Raw genomic sequence first — 23,860 nt, forward strand, 5'->3', positions numbered from 1 at the left:
AGGTGATGGTAAAAAGCCCTGGCCCCTCTTTTTAACGCTTTAAAGTGATGAGGGCCAGACCCTCAATGCGTTAACGCTTTAAAGTGATAAGGGACAGACCCTCCAACTTTTTCCTCAGCTTTTCCTCACTGAAAATCCAACCTGTATAGGAACGGAGAATTTTTAAGTTTTTGTCAAGCTGTACGACAGCAACAAAAGGGTAATGTCCGTTGCTGCGGTAGCGCAAGTCGATAAAGCGTACCTCATAATAATCGTCATATTCATCCAGTTCCCACCGGTAAACCGGTGAAAACGACAGAAAAGCTGAGAGGTTTTTATCTTTTTTGGCAACTTCCAAAACAGGTGATTGCGGAACTGGCACCCGATTGAACCGGTCAAGGATGGAGACTTGGTTTTTATATGCTCTGCCAACAAAAAATTGGTGTTTATTCATGACAGCTATCCGCCATTGATGAAATCTCATCGTTGGCGCAATGATAATTTCCGTTGCATCAGGTATTACTTTTTTCACAGCTCTCAGGATAATTTGTTGGTACTGAAAACGGATAATATAGTACACAACAATTACTGCATAGATAGCAAGAAACGTGTAGCCTGGATGTGCGCCTAACGCCCAGAGAAATAAGCCTATTACATGAATGGAGAAAATAAACTGATCGAATGTATTAATAATCCCTAATGCGAGCCATTTCGACGAAAAAGGACGCAAAGCTTGTGTTCCGTAGGCGTTGAATATGTCGACAAAAACATGAAGGAAAACAGCAACAAATGTCCAAATCCATAAGTGAAGCAAATTAGCCTCAGGGAAAAACGGATAAATAAGTGCGACAATGGCAATAGGCCACATGAGAACAGCTGGTATTGAATGTGTAATTCCCCGGTGGTTTCGGATATAAACAGCATTATTTTTAAGCTTTAATAAAGTATCTATATCAGGAGCCTGGGAACCGATGATGGTGCCAATTAATACACTGCTTGCTGTCGCCGAGCTTTCCATGACAGCAGGGTCAAGAGTAGACAGTCCGCCGAGTGCCAGTCCCATAACTACGTGAGTGCCTGTATCCAAGAGGAAAGTGCCTCCTTTTTAAATTAGTCGTAGTGACATGTATGCCGATTTAATCAAAATTGATCAAAGGAGATGTAAATATTGAAAAATCAGCTCCAAATGATTGTTTATTATGAGGTTAAAGATTCCTATTTTTCTCAATATAAAGAAGCAATGGATCATATAGTTGCTTTGCTGCCCTCGTTTGGAGCGGCGGAAATTAAATGGCGGCAGATTGATTCAGAGCCTTATCGTATAGTTGAATCTTTTCTTCTTCCCACTGAATCACATTATTTTGCTTTAAAAAAGCTGAGAAAATCAAAGTACCATACTGTTTTCGGCTGTCTTGACCGATTCATTTCCGGAGGGCTGAAGCAAGTCGAGTGCTGTGCTTTAATAAAGGAACTGTAATATAATATGTCCATCTTTCAGTAAAGATTAACATCTTGGAGGAACGAAAGTGTCAAAAATACATTTAGAAACAATTGAGAAAATGGATATTAAATCCTTTCAACAAGACTTAATCAACTGGTTCGAAAGAGAACAGCGCAATCTTCCTTGGAGAAACGAGCGGGACCCATATAAAATCTGGGTTTCTGAAATTATGCTTCAACAGACGAGAGTTGAAACAGTGATTCCTTATTATAACCGTTTTATAGAACAATTCCCAACGATTGATGCCCTTGCTGAAGCAGATGAAGAAAAAGTATTAAAAGCTTGGGAAGGGCTCGGCTACTATTCCAGGGTTAGAAACTTGCAGCAAGCTGTTAGGGAAGTAAAGGAAGTATATGGCGGAAAAGTGCCGGATACAAGAGAAGAGATTGCTTCGCTTAAAGGTGTTGGGCCATATACAGCCGGCGCTATTTTAAGTATAGCATACGGTGTACCGGAACCGGCAGTTGACGGAAATGTAATGAGAGTATTATCAAGGATTTTAACGATTTGGGAAGATATTGCAAGGCAGGCATCCCGAAAAATTTTCGAAGATGCCGTCAGGAAGCTGATTTCGCATGAAAATCCTTCTTACTTCAATCAAGCTCTAATGGAACTGGGGGCGATGATCTGCACCCCTACTTCTCCATCATGTTTGCTTTGCCCGGTTAGAGAACATTGCCAGGCCTTTCATGAAGGTGTTCAAGAAAATTTGCCGGTAAAAACGAAAAAGAAAAAGCCAAAAAATGTTCAGCTTGCTGCTGCTGTGCTTACAGATCATGATGGAAACATTCTTATTCATAAACGGCCAAATTCCGGCTTGCTCGCTAATCTTTGGGAGTTTCCAAATACAGAAATCAATCTAACAATAAAAAATGACAAGCAGCAGTTATCGCAGTTTCTTAAGAGAGAATACGGAGCAGATACCATTATAGGAGAAGTAATTGGCCAAATTGAACATGTTTTTTCCCATGTAGTATGGAATATTAACGTGTATAAAGGCACTATATTAAATGACGTAAAACAAAACAACGTTATAAGACTTGTTTCGTCTGATCATCTTAAGGAATTTGCATTTCCTGTCTCACATCAAAAAATGTTTATGCAATATGTAAAGTCAGTAGGGAAAACGCTTTAACTTAAGCGTTTCCCATAACCTTGAACGAGAGTAAAAGTCCTCCGAACGATAGTAAACACCTGTTGAACGAGAGTAAAAGCCCCTCGAACGAGAGTAAATACCTGCTAAATAAGAGTATATACGTCAATCGTACGTGGTTTTCGTTCCATGAGAATAATCTGCTTCTGTGCGTTCAAGACCCCCGCGCCGTTCGATTTCTTTTACAATTTCACGATGAATTGTCTGTCCTTCTGCATTTAAATAAGGCATGATCTGCTGAAGCGAATGATGAAAGAAAGCCAGTTCACTGTTTTCCCATTCCGTTTTCGGCATCATTGAAAGCTCGGTCATATCACGGCCAATATACATGGCAAACACCCTTTCACCACAAATTATGATCAAAACTAGTTTTTTTCGAACATTGTTTTCTATACATGGAAAAGTTAAAATATAAACAAAACTCGTGAAAAGAAAGGATTTTTGATATGAGTCAAAAAGTGGCCCTAGTTACAGGAAGCAGCCGGGGAATCGGCAAAGCAACTGCACTGCGGTTGGCTAAAGAAGGTTATGATATCGTTATTAACTATGCAAGAAGCAAATCAGCAGCACTTGAAACTGCAGGCGAAATAGAGCAATTAGGCAGGAAAGCGCTCGTTGTAAAAGCAAACGTTGGTGACGTTGAGAAAATTAAAAATATGTTTGAACAAATTAACAACGAATTTGGCCGGCTTGATGTTTTTATCAATAATGCAGCTTCCGGAGTGCTCCGGCCGGCACTGGAGATTGAAGAGTCTCATTGGGATTGGACAATGAATATCAACAGCAAGGCTTTATTGTTCTGTGCCAAGGAAGCGGCCAAATTAATGGAAAAAAGCGGCGGCGGAAAAATCGTTAGCATCAGTTCGTTAGGATCCATTCGCTATTTGGAAAATTATACAACTGTCGGTGTTTCAAAAGCGGCTTTAGAAGCCTTAACAAGATACTTGGCGATTGAATTAGCACCAAAAAATATTGTTGTCAATGCTGTATCCGGAGGAGCGATTAATACGGATGCTTTAAAACATTTTCCAAATAGGGAAGAACTTCTGCGGGAAGCAAAAGCAAAAACGCCTGCCGGCAGAATGGTTGAAATTGAAGACATTGTGAATACAATCATGTTTTTAATTTCAGACGAAGCAAATATGATCAGGGGCCAAACGATCATTGTAGATGGAGGAATATCCTTGTTAGTTTAACTTTAATTGGTTTATTTTTGTATAATAATGCCGAATAATTTCTGCCACGAATGGATAGAGTAATGTTCGTGGAGGTGATTACAATGGCAAACAATCAACAGCCAAACAAATCGCAAGCTGGCACTAACATTCAAGAAGTAAGACAACAAAACGCTCAGTCTGGTCAAAGCCAAGCAGCTGGCCAAGGTCAATTCGGTACTGAGTTTGCAAGCGAAACTAATGCTCAACAAGTAAGACAACAAAACCAACAAGCTGAAGCGAAAAAGGCACAAAATTCCGGCCAATCCGGACAAAGCAGTTAATAACATAAGTGTTGGAGGCTGACCCATAAGTGCCTCGCGCCCGTCTGCAATTATTAATATAGAAACATTGATTATGCTTCTATATTAATAATTGAGGGTGCGTGGCTCGAGTCAGCCTCTTTTTTAATAATGTTTGAAAATTTTTCTTCTTTTACAATAACTTCTTTATTTTTCTGAATAAAATTCCCGTTATTTTTTTCGAAAAATTCCATTATTTCGAACTGTGAAGGTTAATAAACCATTCGACAAAACTTCCTTTCCATCAACATAACTAGATAAAGGAGTTTATAAGCCATCCACGAATAAATAGATTAAACAAAATAATGGGACGGTGATTGATATGCAGATGTTTAACCGATTAGTTAATGAACAGATGAAAACAATGGAGAAGTTGTTGTATTTACAGAGAGAACTTGAGCGATGCCAGGAAATTGAACAGGAATTAATGATCCTTCAGGAAGAAACCGAACTTGAAAGCATTCAGATGGAAATAGCAAAAATGAAAAAGGAACTGAAGGAAATACACAGAATATTTGAACTGCAGACAGAAGAGGTTATTCGGTCATATCAGGATTCAAAAATTACATGTTAATGTAAGTTTTTGTCTTTCAATGTCTCAAGACCATCATTTGTCAAATATCAAAAGATATTTTTTGAAGGGTCATTGAAAAATGGCTCTTTTGTTTTAAATTCTTTATTTAACCGTTATAATAATATAGAATAGGAATCGTTCTTTGTTGTCTTTTTTCGATTGTTATCCTTGCATATAAGAGCCTTGAATTTAGAAACATTCGAAGACCAATAGGAATTTTTTCCATCTGCCAGATTTACACGTTCAGGTGGCTGGACGTAATTACATGTATATAGGTTGCAAAAGCGTCCGGGATGAAAGTAGGGGAGATAGAAATGGGCGTACCCATCGAAGGTGAATCAATCCAAATTCATAGTTATAAGCACAATGGGCACATCCATCGCGTCTGGGAAGAAACAATTGTATTAAAAGGGACGCAAAATATTGTTATTGGCGGAAACGACCGTTCAATGGTTACAGAAGCAGATGGAAGGACTTGGATTACAAGGGAGCCTGCCATTTGTTATTTCCATTCACAGTGCTGGTTTAATATTATCGGAATGATCCGGGAAGATGGAGTTTATTATTACTGTAACTTAAGCTCACCTTTCATATATGATAATGAAGCGTTAAAATATATCGATTATGATTTGGATATTAAGGTATTTCCCGATATGACATTTCATATATTGGACGAAGATGAGTATGAGCGTCACAGAAAAGAAATGAATTACCCTGAAGTGATCGACCAAATTTTGAAAAAAAATGTAACCAAACTGATCCGGTGGATCCGCCAGCGCAAGGGTCCATTTTCACCTGATTTTATTGATATTTGGTATGAACGCTATTTGACATACAGACGCTAATTTGGATGCAAGTCCTAAATCGCTGCCTGTTGATGCCGATTCAACAGGTTTTTTATGTGGTTGAAAAAAGAGATTTCTGTACCGGAGGGGGAGAGGGCTTGGACAGTATTCGAAGGTATTTGCACTTTGTGAAACCGTATCGTTTACAAATTATTGGAACGATTATTATTGGAGTGATCAAATTTGCCATTCCCCTGTTAATTCCATTGAGTATAAAATATGTCGTTGATGATATTGTTTCAAATGATGTTCTTACACAAGGGGATAAGCTTTATAAATTGTATTGGATTATGGGCTTGATGCTCGTCGTATTTGTCGTACTTCGCCCTCCGATCGAATATTACCGCCAATATTTTGCCCAGTGGACTGCAAGCAAAATTTTATACGATATTCGTGACCGTCTTTTTACGCATCTTCAAAAATTAAGCTTTAAATATTATGCAAATACAAAGGCGGGAGAAGTAATCTCCAGGGTTATTAACGATGTTGAGCAAACAAAAACTTTTGTCATCACCGGTTTAATGAATTTATGGCTTGATATGGCTACCATTATCATTGCCATTGCAATTATGTTTACGATGGATGTATCTTTAACGATTGTGTCATTAATATTATTACCGTTTTATGCTTTCTCTGTTAATTATTTTTTTGGAAATTTGCGCAAGCTTACAAGGGTTCGCTCGCAAGCTCTCGCAGAAGTTCAGAGTTATTTGCATGAGCGTGTTCAAGGCATGCCGGTTATCAAAAGCTTTGCGATTGAAGATTTTGAACAAACGCAATTTAATAAGCACAATAGAAATTTTTTAACAAAAGCATTGGATCATACGCGCTGGAATGCAAAAGCTTTTGCCGTTGTTAATACGATAACCGATCTTGCACCGCTGTTTGTCATTGGTTATTCAGGTTATCAGGTAATTCAGGAAAATTTATCATTAGGAACAATGGTTGCTTTTATTGCCTATATTGACAGGCTTTACAATCCGTTAAGGCGGCTCGTCAATTCTTCGACTTCTTTAACGCAATCAATCGCTTCAATGGACAGAGTTTTTGAACTTATCGATGAAAAATATGATATAGAAGATTCTCCTGATGCAATCGAATGCAATCATGTTCATGGGGATGTTACGTTTGAAAATGTAAGCTTTTCCTATTCATCACAAGAAGAAACTGTTTTAAAAAACATAAACCTTGAGGTGAAAAAGGGAGAAACAGTCGCATTCGTTGGTATGAGCGGTGGCGGAAAAACTTCATTAGTTAGCTTAATTCCAAGATTTTATGATGTGACAAAAGGCAGAATATTGTTGGACGGGAAGGATATACGAACCTTTAAGGTAAGGAGTCTCAGAGATAAGATTGGAATGGTTCTGCAGGACAACATTTTGTTTAGTGAGTCCGTTAAATTGAACATCCTGCTCGGCAAGCCAGATGCCTCTGATGAAGAGATCATTGAAGCTGCTACGCTTGCAAATGCTCATGAATTTATTATGAATTTACCTGATGGTTATGACACAAGAGTGGGAGAAAGAGGTGTCAAATTGTCCGGAGGGCAAAAACAAAGAATCGCGATTGCAAGAGTTTTCCTTAAGAATCCGCCAATACTGATCTTGGATGAAGCAACCTCTGCCCTCGATTTAGAAAGCGAGCATTTAATCCAGGAGGCTTTAGAAAAATTAGCAAAGGACCGAACCACATTTATTGTCGCACATAGGCTTTCAACCATTACACATGCTGACAGAATTGTTTTAATTGAAAATGGGGAAATAACCGAACAGGGAACCCATGAAGAACTGATGAAGAAAAAGGGCGGTTACTTTAAACTATTTCAAGTACAGCAGCTCGACAATTAATAGAAGAGGACCTTTTTCATGTTTGAACTGGAACCGTGAATAAAGAATTAGGAATTGAAATCGCTGAAACTAGGACATAGAAAAAAGCAGCTGAACCAATCAGCTGCTTAAATTTTATTGGGTTTTGTCCCCAGATTTTTTATATTTTTTACTCTTCAACTTCTTCAATTTCTATTTCATTTTCGCTTTTATGATAGGATTGAAAGCTGTTAATGAGCAAATCAAGGTGTTCCAATTGTTCTCCGTATTCGATAATAGCTGAAACAACTTGCATCGTATGAAAAAAAATCGGATCTTCAGGATTGTCAAATTCATTTTGTTGGGCTAAAAATAAATCAAACAGCTCTTTTTTATTTAAGCATACCTTTGCGTCTTCATTTTCTCCATGAAGACGACTTTTCCCAATAAATTTTAGGAGGAGCTCTTCATGATGGTAAATAAGGCAGTCGAGCTGCTCCTGTATGGCTTCCTGAAAGGATACAGGCATTTCCAAAATTTCATTTTCGAATCGATGTAATTTCTTTAAAGTTTCGAGCGATTTTTTAACAGCATATATCATTTGCCGGTAGATGACCAGCTTTCTTGATTTGGTCAGAACATTTCTCTTAAAATAATTCCTCTCTTCTTTATACATCAAATAAAGCTGGTCAAGCTTTATAATATCATCTTTGATCTTTTCGATATCATTCTTTAACAATGTATATTCTGAGGCATGCCTTAGCCGAATCCATTTAGTGATTTCTTCTGTAATATTTGTGATTTTATAATATAATTTGTTTTCATATTTAGGCGGCAAGAATACAAGGTTTACTATAAAAGCGGATAAAACACCAAGCATAATGGTAGAAAAACGCAATAGTGCAAACTCAATAAAATCTCCTTCCGGATTTTCCATAATTGCAATTAATGTAACGAGTGAAAGAGAAATGGTGTTTTCAATTTTCAATTTTAAATTAATTGTTATGACAATAATCGCCGCCAAACCAACAATTAAAAAATCGTTGCCTAAAAGAAGAACAAAAAAGACAGCAGTTAAAGCTCCGATTATGTTCCCTTGAATTTGTTCTATAATCGATAAATATGACCGATAGATGGTAGGTTGAACAGCAAATATGGCTGCTATCCCTGCAAAAACGGGGGATTTAAGACCGAACATCTCAGCTAGAAACAAGGACAAAATGATTGCAATTCCCGTCTTTAATATGCGGGCACCAAGCTTCATGAAATATTGATTCCTTTCTTACGTGATAGTAAATAATCCCATGTAAGCGAACAAATACATTATATATTTATACTATCAACTATTCGTTTCTGAACCAAACAAATTGTACTATACAATGAAAAGTACGAAAGTTCAATGGAAATTGTTAAGAAATTCACTAGCATTCGCACCCTTTTTCTACTTCAAACAAACATAGTAAAAGGGACTGAAAAGTGAGGAAATAGTTCCTCAGTTCAGTCCCTTTATGATTTTTAATCTTTGCAAATTATTCTGTTGATACAGACGGATCTGCTTGTTCTTTAACCGGAACGATTTGTACAAAGTGTTTTTCCGGATTTTCTAAAAGTAGAGACAGCTCTTTTGCATCAGATTCTTGGCCTTGCTGTTCAAGCATTTGTACATATTTACAAAGCAGCTCTGCCACATCCTGTTTTCCTTTATCGGAAAGTGGAGAAATGGAAACTTTCGCTCCTTTCGCGATCCGTCTTTGAATCGCTTCCATTGTTAAGCCCATTTCAGGCTGATGGCGTAAATAAACGACACCGCCTGTCATACCTGCACAAATCCATGGTCCCGGATCGCCTAGAACAAGCCCTCTTCCGTTCGTCATGTATTCAAACGCAAATCCTTTTATATTAGCTTTCGCACCTATATTTCCCATCTCTTTTTCTGGAATCGGCTGTTTCAGCTGCCCGCCGATTATCATATCTGCACCGGAAAGTCGGATTCCGGCGCGGGCATCCGCATTTCCTTGTGCCACAAGCAAACCTTTTTGCGCACCGTAGCCAAAACCTTTTCCGACAGAACCGTTGTAATAACGGCCGTCTTTTCCTTTCGATTTAAAGATAAGAATACTTCCGCCGAATGAAGTTTTACCAACTCCATCTTGCCCGCCGCCGTCTACTTCAATATGAATGCCTTCGCTATTGTATGCGCCAAGCCCATTTCCTAAAATGGACCTGCGGTATTTTAGCTTGACAGGAGGGAGGCTCCGGTACGATCCATCTAGGCGTCCTCGCACCCGATGACAGGAGACGCGGCTTCCAAGAACTCGCTGTTCCGATGTAATGCTGAGAAATTCGCGGGACTGATGCAGTTCTTCTTCAACTGCATCAAGATATTCTGCACCCGCTGCAACTTGTAGTTGCTTTTGCTTCGTTTCGAGAGAAGCAGCTGCTTCATATTGCGCAAACTGTTCGATTTCAAGTGTTTTTAACAAATATGTTAAATCTAATTGGTCTTTTCCTCTTATTTGTTCAAGCAAATCTGATCTTCCGACTGCATCTTGCAATTTGTTAATTCCAATTGAAGCAGCGAGAGCTTTCAGTTCATTACCGAAGGCCGTAAATAAATTTACGATGCCTTGAACAGCTGTATCGAACTGGCGCGGAACAAAGCGACGCAGGCCGTGTTCTTTTGCCTGGGCTTCTGATTCAATTTGTGTTGCTATACCAACATGGCAAGTATCTAAATGGCAGCCTCGGCATGTAGTACAACCGATGGCAAGCATGGAAAGTGTACCAAATCCGATCCGGTTTGCGCCGAGCAGCATCACTTTTAAGACATCGAGTACACTTTTTATCCCGCCATCTGCCCATAATTCCACTTTGTCGCGCAGACAGGCTTCAATAAGAGCGTTATGAGCTGCTTTTACTCCGATTTCAACAGGCAGGCCGACATGTTCAAGGGCATGGATTCTGGCTGCACCGGTCCCTCCGTCAAAGCCGCTTAAAGTAATGATATCTGCACCGGCTTTGGCTATTCCGACTGCGATTGTTCCGATATTCGGAACAACCGGAACTTTAACGGCTACTTTTGCTTTATCATTGGCCGTTTTCAGTTCGTGAATCATTTGTGCGAGATCTTCAATTGAATAAATATCATGGTTATTTGAAGGCGAGATTAAATCAGAACCGATAGTTGCGTTCCTTGCTTCAGCAATTTTTGCTGTAACTTTTGAACCCGGCAGATGACCGCCTTCACCTGGTTTTGCTCCTTGCCCGATTTTGATCTCAAGCAAGTTTGATGAATTTAAGAGTTCAGCATTAACCCCAAATCGTCCTGACGCAACTTGCTGTCCGCGTGTTCCTGGATATTTTCCGAGCATATCTTTAATTTCTCCGCCTTCGCCGTTTAAGCTGACCATATTTAGACGGTCTGCTCCTTCAGCATAAGCACGGAAGGCTATTTCATTTTGCGATCCGAATGACATCGAAGAAATGACAAACGGCAGGCTTTGTTCTCCGATACTTATATCTACTTCACTCGGTGAAAGAGGTCTAGAAGCTTTCTTTATACCAGTTAAATGGCGAATGGTGGTTGGATTTTGTTCCTCTTGCTCACTGATTTTTTCACGATAGACGCTGTAATCTCCGGTTGCTGCCACTTCTCCGATTGCTTTCCAAATTCTTGGGAATAAATGAAATGATTTCCCGATTCTTTCCTTGTCATTGTGATAATCTTTCGCTCTCTGAATCGCATCTTGTTTCATGACTTCAAAGTTATAGGCGAGCTCTTTTGAACCGAAGAAATTGACGATATTCAAGTATTCGGCAATTCGTTCATTTAAGCCGATCGCGGAAAATAATCGTCCATATCCCCTAAGTTCATGGATTCCAATTGTAGAGATCACTTTTTCAAGCCCTTTTGTTAATGCATTGTAAAGATTTGTTAATGGTTTAATTGACTCATCAAAAACGGTCATAAACATATAGTAAGGGCTGATTAAATCTGCTCCCAAACCGTATGCCACAACGATATCGTGTAAAGAGCGGATAGCTGCAGACCTTAGAAGCAAAGAACATTCTCTTCTAAGTTCGGCTTTTACAAGCACCTGGTCGATGGCAGATGTCACAAGGTGAGGATCAAGCCAAAGAGCGTTATCGAGATGTGCATTTGCATCATCCAATATCAGCAAGGTTTTTCCATCTTTAACAGCCGCAACAGCCGCTTCGGATAGGCGAGAAAGCGCTTCATCAATCGTTTCTTCTTCTGTAAATGTCATAGATAAATAGACTGCCAACTGTTGTTTTTGAAAATAATGAACAACTTGATCAAAGCTAGGCTGCTGAAGTTCTTTCGAACACTCGTAGCCTTCTTTGCCTTCAATCAATAAAGGAGTTGTCAGTTCCATAACGGTTGATGTTTCCTGTTTCTTAAAAAGGCTTGGGCGTCTGCCGATAACAGTTCGGGTGGAAAAATGTTCCATTTCCCGATCTCTGTCAATGGCAGGGTTTGTAACGACAGCTACACTTTCTTTAATAAAATCAGCGATGTTTTTCCGTTCAGGATTAAGGGCAGCGAGCGGAGCATCGTGGCCAAGAGAGCGAATTGGTTCAACACCTTTTTCAGCCATTTGCTCAATCAACTGGACATGGTCACGTTCCCAGCCGAATGCTTTATATTGCCCGTTATGAATTTTATCCGGATAATTCATTGTAATTGTTTTTTCTAGAAGAGGAGGAACGAGTCTCTTGCGTGCATCAAATACATTTATTCTTTCGGAAAAACGTCGGTATACTTCTTCTTGATATTGGTCCTGTTCAAAAACTTGCAAACTGTCGCCGCTCCATTTTAGACCGATTTTTTCTCCGGGAGCGAGTGGTTTCGGGTCATTCACATATTCGCTTGAAGGAATTATTCCCGGCTCTGATGATAACAGGTAGGAAGATTCTGTTTCGAGCATCCATAATGGTCGGAGTCCTAATGCATCTACACTGAAAACAGCTTCATCACCAAAGCGGGAAATGATGCCAGCAGGTCCTTGGGCAAAATGTCCCCATGCTTCTCGGATATATGTGTACAAATCTTGAAGATGATCTGGATACGCTTTGATTTCATTAATAATCGGCGGGAATAATATGTCCATCGCTTCAAAAAGAGATAAGCCGTCACGGCAAATCAATGTTTCAATTGTCCTGCTTAAATCCTGTGAGTCGCTGCCGTCTTTCACAAGCGGAACACCAATCATTTTTGCTTCATCACGAAGCTTTGCGATCGTGTTTATTTCTCCGTTATGGCCGAGCACACTGAACGGCTGAACTCGGAAAAAGCTTGAAAGTGTATTTGTAGAATAGCGGTTGTGGCCTAAAGTCATCGTTGAAGCAATAAGAGGGCTGGCAAGATCTTTATAGTATTTAGGAAGGATGTCGCCTGCTCCCATTACTTTATAAACAGCATGATATTGGCTTAAAGAGGCAACGTGAACATTCTCATTCAATTCAAAATCAACAATCAGCTCAAATAATGTTTTCGACAATTCTTGGCCGGTAAGGTCAGATGAACATGCGAACTGCCAAAACACAGGGTTTTCCTGAATTGCAATTGGACCAAGGGAAGAGGAGTCCGTTACTTCATCCGATTGAAATAGAATTCTAAAATTTAAGGCTTCCAGCTTAGAAGAAAGTACTTTTTTAATAGAGGTTGTATCTGCATTTCTATTAATAAATACATGCCCGACGACAAAATTATCTTTTTCCGCTTGTTCAGGGTCTTCTCCCGCAAATTGCAATTTTTCCTTCCATAACTTTCGAGGGATGTCAATATGAATTCCTACTCCATCGCCCTCGCCGTTGATAAACCCTGCACGGTGGTTCATTGTAAGGAGAGCATTAATACAATTGTAAATATTTTCTCTTGTTGGAATTCTCTTTTTTTCCATGCATGATACAATACCGCAGGCATCGTGTTCTTGGCGATGAAAATCTTTAAAAACAGAAGGACTCCATTGCTGTGTCATTGATTTGTCGGCTTCGTTTGCGGAGGAATAACTCCTTAAAGCCGGTACACCTCCTTAGTTAAAATTATTAAAGAACCTCAAAAGAGGAGATTCAGATTAGAGCGGAAAGTTGGGGAAAAAAATGGTGAGAACAAAATGAACCAAAGAAACAAATTTTCAAAATTATACTTTTTTATATTATCATGATAATATTCGGAAATCAACATAATTATACATAAAATTGGATAGGAAAATTGTTTGTACAATTGGAAAAAAGCTCTGTAAACATCGATATGAAAACGGTTTCATTAATAAAAATAACAAAAACTGGAGGACAATTTGTCCTCCGGAGTGTATAAAAAATGAATATTTAATTGTTTGCTAATAAATAAAAAGCATTTTCGACTGCATGAATCGTTGTTTTAATATCTTCTTCAGTGTGAGCGAGTGTAATAAACCATGCCTCATATTTTGAAGGAGCTAGGTTTATGCCTTGTTTAAGCATCAACTTGAAGAACTTTGCAAACATTTCACCATCGGTGTTTTCGGCTTGTTCATAGTTTTCGACTTTTTCATTTGTAAAATAAACCGTTAATGCGCCTTTAAGACGATTTATTGTGATCGAAATTCCGTGTTCTTTTGCTGCAGATAATATGCCCTCTTCAAGCATTGCTCCAAGACGGTCTAAATGTTCATAAACTCCTTCCTGTTGCAACACTTCAAGACAAGCGATACCGGATAAAATCGATGCCGGGTTGCCGGCCATTGTTCCGGCCTGATAGGCAGGGCCGAGTGGAGCAACTTTTTCCATGATTTCTTTTTTACCGCCATATGCGCCGATTGGAAGCCCTCCGCCGATAATTTTTCCGAGTGCGGTTAAGTCGGGTTTAATGCCTAACATATCTTGGGCGCCTCCATACATGAAGCGGAAAGCTGTGATCACCTCATCGTAAATAACAAGTGCACCGGCTTGATGTGTCAGTTCATTTACCTGTTCAAGAAAGCCCGGTTTTGGTTCGACAATTCCAAAGTTGCCGACGATCGGCTCCACTAATACGGCAGCAACCTGGTCACCCCATTTTTCCAGCGCTTGTTTAAATGGTTCAATATCATTATAAGGTACAGTGATGACTTCTTGGGCAATGCTTTTTGGAACTCCGGCAGAATCGGGAGTGCCTAATGTTGAAGGCCCTGAACCTGCCGCCACAAGCACAAGGTCAGAGTGGCCGTGATAACACCCGGCAAATTTAATAATTTTATCTCTTCCGGTATAGGCTCTTGCTACACGAATGGTTGTCATAACCGCTTCCGTACCTGAATTGACAAAGCGGACTTTTTCCAGCCCGGGCATCGCTTCTTTCAGCATTTTTGCGAATTTCACTTCATGAGGTGTAGGTGTGCCGTAAAGGACGCCTGATTCAGCTGCTTTTTTTATTGCTTCCGTAATGTGTGGATGGGCATGGCCGGCAATAATCGGACCGTATGCGGCCAAGTAATCAATGTACTTGTTTCCGTCAACGTCCCAAAAATAAGCGCCTTTTGCCCGTTCCATTACGACAGGTGCACCGCCGCCAACTGCTTTATAAGAACGTGAAGGACTGTTAACACCTCCGACAATATGTTCTAAAGCTTCTTTATGTAATTGTTCAGATTTAGTAAATTGCATACTATGCCTCCTCAAAAATTGCTGCTTCTCTATTTTATCATGTTTTTCATATAATAATGATTTATTCACTTTATGGGATGGTGCATGGAATTTGTCTTCATTGGTTCGATAGAGTAAACTTTTTTCTTAGGAATTTTGAAGGCGGGAGGAAATACAATGGATGATGCGATTGTAGTTCGTAATTTACGCAAAGAATTTAAAGCTTACTCAAGCAGGAGTGGACTGAAGGGTGCTTTCCGCGACCTCTTTACAAGAAATTATAAAATCGTTCCAGCTGTAAATGATATCAGCTTTCGAGTGAAACAAGGGGAAATGGTTGGTTACATCGGGGAAAACGGGGCCGGCAAATCGACGACAATTAAAATGCTTACAGGGATATTAACCCCGACTTCGGGAATGGTTTCTGTAAATGGAATGAATCCGCATAAAGAGAGGGAAAAATTTGTTCAAACAATCGGAGTTGTATTTGGTCAGCGATCACAATTATGGTGGGATATCGCTGTTCAGGAATCGTTCCGGCTTTTAAAAAAAGTTTATAAAGTTTCAGATGCACAATACAACGAACATATGGATCATGTCATAAAATCATTGGATATCGAACCGTTATTGGACAAGCCTGTCCGGAAGCTGTCCCTGGGGCAAAGAATGCGCTGTGAATTGGCTGCTGCTTTAATCCATAATCCACCACTATTATTTTTGGATGAACCGACAATCGGTCTGGATGTTCTTGTTAAATTAAAGATTCGCGAATTTTTAAAGGAGATAAATAAAAAATACAATACTACGATATTACTCACTACCCATGACTTATCTGATATAGAAGCCTTGTGCGAGCGGGTTATTATGCTCGATGAAGGCCGAATCATTTATGACGGCTCGTTAAGAAATCTCAAAGACCAGTGGGGAGAGGGAAAGGAAATTCAATTCCAATTCATTGAAGAAGCAAAACTTCCTGATTTAGAAAGTTTGACTTCTGAACTTGGGGTTAAGTGGAGCAGGGATGAGAAAGATCAAATCTTTATTGCACATATCGAAGACAACGATGATAAAGTTTCGCAGTTAATTTCTATTGTTGTTTCTACTTATAAGATTAAAGATGTTAAAGTAAATGAAGTATCGACGGAAGAAATCATTCGAAATATTTATGAAAGAGGCATTTTGTGAGGAGAGGTTTATGGAAAAATATTTGGAAATGATACGGATTCGATTCTTAATGATGCTGGCCTATCGAACGAATTATTATACGGGAATTTTGATCTATACTATCAATATAGGAGTATATTATTTTATTTGGAATTCGATATATAGCGGAAAAAGCAATATAGAAGGTTTATCAGCTGCTCAGATGACAACTTATGTCGCAATTGCCTGGATGGCCAGAGCTTTTTATTTTAATAATATAGACCGTGAAATGGCGATGGAAATTAGAGAGGGGAAAGTAGCAATTGAATTGATTCGCCCTTACCATTACCTCGGCATGAAAACGATGCAGGGATTCGGGGAAGGGATTTTTCGGCTGTTCTTTTTTTCAATCCCCGGGATGATAATTGTATCTATTATTTTTTCTCTTCGATTTTCTGCTGACCTGTCAGTATGGGTTTTATTCGCAGTCTCAATTTTATTAAGTTTTTTCATTAACACACAAATCAATTTACTAACGGGAATTACTACTTTTTTCTTATACAATAATGCAGGACTAATTCGGGCAAAACGGGTTGTCATAGATTTATTTTCCGGACTGATTTTGCCGATCAGCTTTTTTCCGGCATGGGCGCAAGATATCATGAAGTTTCTGCCGTTTCAAGGAATTAGTTATATACCGAGCATGATTTTCACTGAGGGTTTTTCAAGAAGTGAAGCAATCAATGCATTAATTTTTCAAGGTATTTGGGTACTTGCCCTTATTATTCCAATTCAGATTCTCTGGATTGCTGCGAAAAAACAACTCATCATTCAGGGAGGGTGACAGATGTTTTACGTTTCGATATTTTTTCAATATGTTGCCCAGTATATGAAGACAAGGCTGCAATACCGTGTGGATGTATTTGTTGAGTTGATCTCCGATTTATTGCTCCAAGCTGTGAATCTTATTTTTATTTTAGTGGTTTTCGGGCATACCGATTTTTTAAACGGATGGAGCAGAGATGAAATTATCTTTATTTATGGTTTTTTTCTAGTGCCTTATGCGATTTTTTCAGCATTCTTCAATATATGGGATTTTAATGAGAGGTACATTGTGAAGGGGGAATTTGACAGAGTTTTAACACGCCCTGTTCATAGCTTGTTTCAAATCATTTTGGAAAGAATTGAACTTGAATCTTTATTTGGAGCTGTAACCGGGCTTATCGTTATGTTTTATGCAGGGGTAAGGCTGGATTTACAAATCAGCTGGTATGACCCTTTTTTATTTGTCCTGTTTGTTATCGGCGGAGTGCTTGTTTATGCAGGTACGTTTATCATGGTTGCATGTATCAGTTTTTTCGCTGATGCTAACACATCGATTATGCCGATGATGTACAATATCGGAAACTACGGCAGGTATCCAGTTGATATATACAATCGCGCTATCCGATTTATATTAACATGGATCCTCCCGTTTGCTTTTGTCGGTGTTTATCCCGCTGCTTATTTTCTTAAGAAAACGGAATGGTATGCATATTCCTTTTTGACTCCTCTCATCGGGGCAGTTTTCTTCATTTTATCTGTGCTGTTATGGAATGCGGGCGTAAAAAGGTACAGAGGTGCAGGGAACTAAGGGGTTGACTCATAAACAAAGGGTCAGCCCCCTTTTTCAAATTGTCCATTTCCGCCTCCTTATCCTCTCGAGGGTCGCTTCGATCCTTCTAATGAAGCAAAAACAGTTAAATTCTTAGGCATGTAAGCAGCTGTCTGGATAACCAGTCGGCTCCGCTTTTCTATATAGTAAACGAGCTTGCATATGAAATTCTTTATTTGCGTATAGATGAAATAAGTGATGCAGAAATGAGGGAATAATATGGCGTTTTATATTTTGTTATCAAGTGTTATTTTCTGTATTGCAATGAGTCTGCGTACTTTATTTTTACCAAATACAATAAAAGGCAAGCTTGTTTCATTGGAAAACTTTTTATTTTTGGCAGTCCTATATGCTACGATCATGATTGGATTTGGATTAATATTTATATTGTTAGAGTTCAACGGAAATGCTGTTATCTTGGAAAACGGCAGAATTATGCAAGGTGACTTCTTCAAAAAATTGGAAACATCAATATATTTCAGTACGATTACACTTTTTTCAGTTGGGTACGGAGATATCGTACCGATTGGGATCGGGAGAATAGTGGTTGTTCTTGAGGCGTTGGTAGGGTATACGATTCCGGCAGCTTTTGTAGCTAAAGCGGTTCTGGATGTAGAAAAATAGAGCGAAACTTCAATCAGTATAGTTGTTTTTTACAGATACATTGGATAGGCTTATGATAAGAACTAATTTCTTAGTTTTGGAGGGATTGTCATGCCAGAATTAACAGGAGAGCTTGCTCCGGATATTGAACTGCCTGCAAGCAACGGAAAAATAGTCAAACTGTCAGATTTTCGTGGTAAAAATGTCGTTCTTTATTTTTATCCAAAGGATATGACCCCCGGCTGTACAACTGAAGCCTGTGATTTTAGGGATGCATATCAGGAATTCTCCGATGTCAATACTGTTATTTTAGGAGTAAGCCCTGACCCTATCAACAGGCATGAAAAATTTATTGAAAAACACGGGCTACCTTTTCTTTTATTAGCCGATGAAGACCATAAACTCGCAGAAGCATTTGGTGTTTGGAAGTTAAAGAAAAATTTCGGCAAAGAATACATGGGTATTGAAAGGTCAACATTTGTCATTGATAAGGACGGTAAAATAGTCAAGGAATGGCGAAATGTTAAAGTGAAGGGCCATGTTGAAGAGACATTGCAATATGTCCGTGAGAATTTACCATCATGAAGATGGAGCCTATTTTTAAATAACGAGGCTTCTGTCCATTCATGAATACAAGTATTGAATATTAATGTATTAGGGCATACCTCCTCAGATAAGTTCGTTGCGGATCCTTATGGGTCCGCTTTTTTTGTTGCGGACCCCTATGAAAACAATCATTTGGAAATTCAAGAACAAACTCCTTTACCAAGAATAAATGAATTTCCATTTATCCAACTTAGGAATATTGACAAAAGTCGTTAATTCTTAGTACACTAATTATAAAGATTATAAAGTAAGAATTTTTGTTAGAAAAGAGGTGCATGGCGATGGAACACAAGCATCTAAAAGAAGCGCTGGAAACCTTAAAAGAAACTGGAGTTCGCATAACTCCACAACGTCATGCGATACTTGAATATTTAATAAACTCAATGTCACACCCGACTGCTGACGAAATATATAAGGCTCTAGAAGGCAAGTTCCCGAATATGAGTGTGGCAACAGTTTACAATAATTTAAGAGTATTTCGTGAAGTTGGCCTCGTTAAAGAGTTAACTTATGGAGATGCATCAAGCAGATTTGATTTTGTCACAACTCATCATTATCATGTAATTTGTGAAAGCTGCGGCAAAATTGTCGATTTTCATTACCCTGGCCTTAATGAGGTTGAACAGCTCGCTTCCCATGTGACTGGATTTAGAGTAAGTCACCATCGTATGGAAATCTACGGAACTTGTCCTGAATGTTCAAATAAAGAAGCCCATTAATTCGTGAATTGAAGCCGGTAGCATTTGCTATTCGGTTTTTTATGTTTAAAAGAGCGTGAAAATGGCCTCTCGAATAAGGAAAAGGCCATTTTTCATTTCTTTCTATTGTATTTTTCATCAAATTCTTTCCCCTCAAGCTCGGGATCAAGGGTTAAAGGTTCGCGGCAGTACATGCACATATCCACTCTGCCGAGCATTTTTGTCGGTTTATTGCAATTAGGGCAAACAACTTGAACAGCTTTTGTTGACAACATGCCGATCCAGAAATAAACGATTGTACTGGCAATAATAAAGAATAAACCGAGAATCATAAAAATAGTCATGATCAGGGGATGATTTCTGAAGAAAATCCCGCCGTACATAACTACAAAGCCGATAAAAATTAAGCTTAATGCAAAACTTCGAATTTTATTTATTTTACTTGTATACTTAGCCATTCATTGTCCCTCCTAAAGATTTACTATATCATATCATTTATACAATAATAAATGTTATTGTTTGATAATGTCGAAATTTGTCTTTTGATAAAGAAGGAGATATTTTTTGAGATGTCGAATATATATGCTATTAATTTTATGGAGGAATGATTATGGAAGACGTCCTTCGGCCTATCTACCAGGAACGTGCCAGCCATCAAGATACACTCGGTGTGCTATTGATTGAAAAAAAACATAAGGCAATTCCGACGACCGATACATTTGATAAAGTTTTGCTAATAATTGTAAAAAATGCGGAGATGCCCGTTTTTATAAAACATTACACGTTTGAAGAGAAAAAAGCGGCAATGCATATTGTGACCCAAAAACAATTAAATGAATGGTTGTTATTGGGTTCAAACCGAAAAGTAGTTGAATGGATTTATGACGGAAAAGTTCTTTTTGACCGAAATGAATACATTCAAAATTTAAAAAATGAGCTCAGAGAGATTCCTTTAAATGGCCGGAAAATGAAAATGGGAATAGAATTTGCGAAATTAATTAGAAGATACATGGATGGCAAGTCGTTTTTTAATAACCAGCATTATTTAGATGCCTATAATCATGTTGTACATTCACTTCATCATCTTGCGCGCCTTGCTGTGATAGAAAACGGATTTCACCCTGAAGTAACTGTTTGGAACCAGGTCAAACAAATTGATCCGGAGATTTTTAAGCTTTACGAGGAACTTGTAAATAGTGAAGAAACACTTGAAAAGCGTTTGGAATTGCTGTTTTTAGCAAGTGATTTTTTAATTTACTCCAAAACGTATCTTGGAACTTCCCATTTGTTGGATATACTAAGAGAAAAATCATTTTGGTCGTTCAATGATATTATGGCCCATAAAGAACTTTCTTCCTACTCGGTAGATCTTGGAGTTCTTTTAGAATATCTTATAGAGAAAAATTTAATTGAAGTTGTTAATAAGAAAACAAAAGGCCAAGGAATATTCCATAGATATTACAAGGTGGCAGAAAAAATTTTATAAAAAACTGTTGACCTTTTTAAAAATACTTGTTATATTAATAACCGTCGTTGCGAAAGAAATAAAAAACTTTCTCTGACGACGGATTTATTTTAAAAATGGTATTGACTTAATTAATACCACATGATATATTAAAAAGGTCGCTTCTGAGCGGCTGATAAGAATTGCTCTTTGAAAACTGAACAAACAAAAGCGTCAACGTTAATTTTTTTTGAGCTTATATCTTACTCTTTTTTGGAGAGTTTGATCCTGGCTCAGGACGAACGCTGGCGGCGTGCCTAATACATGCAAGTCGAGCGGACTGATGGGAGCTTGCTCCCTGAAGTCAGCGGCGGACGGGTGAGTAACACGTGGGCAACCTGCCTGTAAGACTGGGATAACTTCGGGAAACCGGAGCTAATACCGGATAATCCTCTTTCCCGCATGGGAAAGAGCTGAAAGGTGGCTTTGGCTATCACTTACAGATGGGCCCGCGGCGCATTAGCTAGTTGGTGAGGTAACGGCTCACCAAGGCGACGATGCGTAGCCGACCTGAGAGGGTGATCGGCCACACTGGGACTGAGACACGGCCCAGACTCCTACGGGAGGCAGCAGTAGGGAATCTTCCGCAATGGACGAAAGTCTGACGGAGCAACGCCGCGTGAGCGAAGAAGGCCTTCGGGTCGTAAAGCTCTGTTGTCAGGGAAGAACAAGTACCGTTCGAATAGGGCGGTACCTTGACGGTACCTGACCAGAAAGCCACGGCTAACTACGTGCCAGCAGCCGCGGTAATACGTAGGTGGCAAGCGTTGTCCGGAATTATTGGGCGTAAAGCGCGCGCAGGCGGTTCCTTAAGTCTGATGTGAAAGCCCACGGCTCAACCGTGGAGGGTCATTGGAAACTGGGGAACTTGAGTGCAGAAGAGGAGAGCGGAATTCCACGTGTAGCGGTGAAATGCGTAGAGATGTGGAGGAACACCAGTGGCGAAGGCGGCTCTCTGGTCTGTAACTGACGCTGAGGCGCGAAAGCGTGGGGAGCAAACAGGATTAGATACCCTGGTAGTCCACGCCGTAAACGATGAGTGCTAAGTGTTAGAGGGTTTCCGCCCTTTAGTGCTGCAGCTAACGCATTAAGCACTCCGCCTGGGGAGTACGGCCGCAAGGCTGAAACTCAAAGGAATTGACGGGGGCCCGCACAAGCGGTGGAGCATGTGGTTTAATTCGAAGCAACGCGAAGAACCTTACCAGGTCTTGACATCCTCTGACAATCCTGGAGACAGGACGTTCCCCTTCGGGGGACAGAGTGACAGGTGGTGCATGGTTGTCGTCAGCTCGTGTCGTGAGATGTTGGGTTAAGTCCCGCAACGAGCGCAACCCTTGACCTTAGTTGCCAGCATTCAGTTGGGCACTCTAAGGTGACTGCCGGTGACAAACCGGAGGAAGGTGGGGATGACGTCAAATCATCATGCCCCTTATGACCTGGGCTACACACGTGCTACAATGGATGGTACAAAGGGCTGCGAGACCGCGAGGTTGAGCCAATCCCAAAAAACCATTCTCAGTTCGGATTGCAGGCTGCAACTCGCCTGCATGAAGCCGGAATCGCTAGTAATCGCGGATCAGCATGCCGCGGTGAATACGTTCCCGGGCCTTGTACACACCGCCCGTCACACCACGAGAGTTTGTAACACCCGAAGTCGGTGAGGTAACCGCAAGGAGCCAGCCGCCTAAGGTGGGACAGATGATTGGGGTGAAGTCGTAACAAGGTAGCCGTATCGGAAGGTGCGGCTGGATCACCTCCTTTCTAAGGAATTTAAATATGAAGAGTTGATCGCTTTTGTTTGTTTAGTTTTGAGGGAGTAATTCCTTCATTTATAATAAGGCGAATCAGAAGCGAGCTATTCGAGGAAGCAAACGAGCGAAGACCGGAGCGTACCTGATTGTACGTGAGGATCTGAGTGAGTGAAGCTGACGAAGAAGAGCGAAGCTTATCATTTGCCGTTTGTTCTTTGAAAACTAGATAATGGAATATGAAGAAGGCAAAAGAAGAACCGAGTATCGCCATTTTAGGTTTCAAACCTTTTAGGTTAAGTTAGAAAGGGCGCACGGTGGATGCCTTGGCACTAGGAGCCGATGAAGGACGGGACTAACACCGATATGCTTCGGGGAGCTGTAAGTAAGCATTGATCCGGAGATTTCCGAATGGGGAAACCCCCTATCCGTAATGGGATAGGATCCTAACCTGAATCCATAGGGTTAGGAGGGCAGACCCGGGGAACTGAAACATCTAAGTACCCGGAGGAAGAGAAAGCAAACGCGATTCCCTGAGTAGCGGCGAGCGAAACGGGAACAGCCCAAACCAAGAGGCTTGCCTCTTGGGGTTGTAGGACACTCTGTATGGAGTTACAAAGGAACGGGGTAGACGAAGAGGTCTGGAAAGGCCCGTCAGAGAAGGTAACAACCCTGTAGTCGAAACTTCGTTCCCTCCTGAGTGGATCCTGAGTACGGCGGGACACGTGAAATCCCGTCGGAAGCAGGGAGGACCATCTCCCAAGGCTAAATACTCCCTAGTGACCGATAGTGAACCAGTACCGTGAGGGAAAGGTGAAAAGCACCCCGGGAGGGGAGTGAAAGAGAACCTGAAACCGTGTGCCTACAAGTAGTCAGAGCCCGTTCATGGGTGATGGCGTGCCTTT

General features: G+C 40.1%; 20 protein-coding genes and 2 rRNA genes (1 of these 22 running past the window's edge). 16 read left to right on the plus strand and 6 right to left on the minus strand.

Annotation, left to right across the window (positions count from 1 at the left end; all coding sequences use genetic code 11):
• Window positions 1–70: 70 nt before the first annotated feature.
• Entirely contained in the window at window positions 71–1,066 is a 996-nt protein-coding gene (locus C0966_RS01235) for a metal-dependent hydrolase (RefSeq protein WP_274853357.1), read from the minus strand.
• Between the two features lie 81 nt (window positions 1,067–1,147).
• On the opposite strand from C0966_RS01235, the gene C0966_RS01240 reads away from it, so the two are divergent.
• Together C0966_RS01240 and mutY are read left to right on the plus strand one after the other, a co-directional pair.
• Window positions 1,148–1,456 carry a hypothetical protein gene (locus C0966_RS01240; protein WP_274853358.1) on the plus strand — a complete coding sequence of 103 codons (309 nt, stop codon included), beginning with the start codon at window positions 1,148–1,150 and terminating at the stop codon, window positions 1,454–1,456.
• Window positions 1,457–1,538: 82 nt separating this feature from the next.
• Window positions 1,539–2,615, plus strand: a complete 1,077-nt coding sequence (gene mutY / locus C0966_RS01245) for an A/G-specific adenine glycosylase (RefSeq protein WP_425535930.1) — start codon at window positions 1,539–1,541, stop codon at window positions 2,613–2,615.
• A gap of 123 nt (window positions 2,616–2,738) precedes the next feature.
• Here the strand turns inward: mutY and C0966_RS01250 are convergent, their stop codons facing one another.
• Window positions 2,739–2,963, minus strand: coding sequence for a hypothetical protein (locus tag C0966_RS01250; RefSeq protein WP_274853360.1), 225 nt, complete (start codon window positions 2,961–2,963; stop codon window positions 2,739–2,741).
• Window positions 2,964–3,079: 116 nt separating this feature from the next.
• Here C0966_RS01250 and fabL point away from each other — a divergent pair, with 116 nt between their 5' ends.
• The 5 genes from fabL to C0966_RS01275 all read left to right on the plus strand — a co-directional run bounded on the left by fabL (window position 3,080) and on the right by C0966_RS01275 (window position 7,415).
• Entirely contained in the window at window positions 3,080–3,829 is a 750-nt protein-coding gene (gene fabL, locus C0966_RS01255; RefSeq protein ID WP_274853361.1) for an enoyl-[acyl-carrier-protein] reductase FabL, read from the plus strand.
• A gap of 83 nt (window positions 3,830–3,912) precedes the next feature.
• Window positions 3,913–4,131 (plus strand): gamma-type small acid-soluble spore protein, encoded by a 219-nt coding sequence (locus tag C0966_RS01260; RefSeq protein ID WP_274853363.1) that lies wholly within the window; start codon window positions 3,913–3,915, stop codon window positions 4,129–4,131.
• A gap of 340 nt (window positions 4,132–4,471) precedes the next feature.
• A complete protein-coding gene (locus C0966_RS01265) occupies window positions 4,472–4,723 on the plus strand; it encodes a YgaB family protein (RefSeq protein WP_274853364.1) in 252 nt (83 codons plus the stop codon).
• 314 nt (window positions 4,724–5,037) lie between these two features.
• Window positions 5,038–5,568 (plus strand): nucleoside tri-diphosphate phosphatase, encoded by a 531-nt coding sequence (ntdP, locus tag C0966_RS01270; RefSeq protein WP_274853365.1) that lies wholly within the window; start codon window positions 5,038–5,040, stop codon window positions 5,566–5,568.
• 98 nt (window positions 5,569–5,666) lie between these two features.
• Window positions 5,667–7,415, plus strand: a complete 1,749-nt coding sequence (locus C0966_RS01275) for an ABC transporter ATP-binding protein (protein WP_274853366.1) — start codon at window positions 5,667–5,669, stop codon at window positions 7,413–7,415.
• Between the two features lie 148 nt (window positions 7,416–7,563).
• On the opposite strand, the gene C0966_RS01280 is transcribed toward C0966_RS01275, so the two are convergent.
• The 3 genes from C0966_RS01280 to C0966_RS01290 all read right to left on the minus strand — a co-directional run bounded on the left by C0966_RS01280 (window position 7,564) and on the right by C0966_RS01290 (window position 15,020).
• The gene (locus C0966_RS01280; RefSeq protein WP_274853367.1) at window positions 7,564–8,637 is read right to left on the minus strand and encodes an FUSC family protein; all 1,074 of its coding nucleotides are present in this window, start codon (window positions 8,635–8,637) and stop codon (window positions 7,564–7,566) included.
• 265 nt (window positions 8,638–8,902) lie between these two features.
• The gene (locus C0966_RS01285; RefSeq protein WP_274853368.1) at window positions 8,903–13,375 is read right to left on the minus strand and encodes a glutamate synthase-related protein; all 4,473 of its coding nucleotides are present in this window, start codon (window positions 13,373–13,375) and stop codon (window positions 8,903–8,905) included.
• 349 nt (window positions 13,376–13,724) lie between these two features.
• Complete coding sequence (locus tag C0966_RS01290; protein ID WP_274853369.1) at window positions 13,725–15,020, minus strand: glutamate-1-semialdehyde 2,1-aminomutase; 1,296 nt, start codon at window positions 15,018–15,020, stop codon at window positions 13,725–13,727.
• 156 nt (window positions 15,021–15,176) lie between these two features.
• On the opposite strand from C0966_RS01290, the gene C0966_RS01295 reads away from it, so the two are divergent.
• The 6 genes from C0966_RS01295 to perR all read left to right on the plus strand — a co-directional run bounded on the left by C0966_RS01295 (window position 15,177) and on the right by perR (window position 19,724).
• Complete coding sequence (locus C0966_RS01295) at window positions 15,177–16,184, plus strand: ABC transporter ATP-binding protein (RefSeq protein ID WP_274853370.1); 1,008 nt, start codon at window positions 15,177–15,179, stop codon at window positions 16,182–16,184.
• 10 nt (window positions 16,185–16,194) lie between these two features.
• Complete coding sequence (locus C0966_RS01300) at window positions 16,195–16,986, plus strand: ABC transporter permease (protein ID WP_274853372.1); 792 nt, start codon at window positions 16,195–16,197, stop codon at window positions 16,984–16,986.
• A 3-nt stretch (window positions 16,987–16,989) separates the two neighbouring features.
• A complete protein-coding gene (locus tag C0966_RS01305) occupies window positions 16,990–17,775 on the plus strand; it encodes an ABC transporter permease (RefSeq protein ID WP_274853373.1) in 786 nt (261 codons plus the stop codon).
• 240 nt (window positions 17,776–18,015) lie between these two features.
• The gene (locus C0966_RS01310; RefSeq protein WP_274853374.1) at window positions 18,016–18,420 is read left to right on the plus strand and encodes a potassium channel family protein; all 405 of its coding nucleotides are present in this window, start codon (window positions 18,016–18,018) and stop codon (window positions 18,418–18,420) included.
• A gap of 90 nt (window positions 18,421–18,510) precedes the next feature.
• The gene (gene bcp, locus C0966_RS01315; RefSeq protein ID WP_274853375.1) at window positions 18,511–18,984 is read left to right on the plus strand and encodes a thioredoxin-dependent thiol peroxidase; all 474 of its coding nucleotides are present in this window, start codon (window positions 18,511–18,513) and stop codon (window positions 18,982–18,984) included.
• 302 nt (window positions 18,985–19,286) lie between these two features.
• A complete protein-coding gene (gene perR / locus C0966_RS01320; RefSeq protein WP_274853376.1) occupies window positions 19,287–19,724 on the plus strand; it encodes a peroxide-responsive transcriptional repressor PerR in 438 nt (145 codons plus the stop codon).
• 92 nt (window positions 19,725–19,816) lie between these two features.
• Here the strand turns inward: perR and C0966_RS01325 are convergent, their stop codons facing one another.
• Window positions 19,817–20,161: a YgzB family protein gene (locus C0966_RS01325; RefSeq protein ID WP_274853378.1), complete on the minus strand. Its 345-nt coding sequence runs from the start codon at window positions 20,159–20,161 to the stop codon at window positions 19,817–19,819.
• A 152-nt stretch (window positions 20,162–20,313) separates the two neighbouring features.
• Here C0966_RS01325 and C0966_RS01330 point away from each other — a divergent pair, with 152 nt between their 5' ends.
• The 3 genes from C0966_RS01330 to C0966_RS01340 all read left to right on the plus strand — a co-directional run.
• Entirely contained in the window at window positions 20,314–21,189 is an 876-nt protein-coding gene (locus C0966_RS01330; RefSeq protein ID WP_274853380.1) for a nucleotidyltransferase-like protein, read from the plus strand.
• A 228-nt stretch (window positions 21,190–21,417) separates the two neighbouring features.
• A 16S ribosomal RNA gene (locus C0966_RS01335) occupies window positions 21,418–22,968 on the plus strand.
• 281 nt (window positions 22,969–23,249) lie between these two features.
• Window positions 23,250–23,860 (plus strand): 23S ribosomal RNA (locus C0966_RS01340); it runs 2,322 nt beyond the window's last position.
• The 16S and 23S rRNA genes sit together here, the layout of an rRNA operon.

Origin of the sequence: Bacillus methanolicus, assembly GCF_028888695.1 — a bacterium.
Lineage (GTDB): Bacteria > Bacillota > Bacilli > Bacillales > Cytobacillaceae > Bacillus_Z > Bacillus_Z methanolicus_B.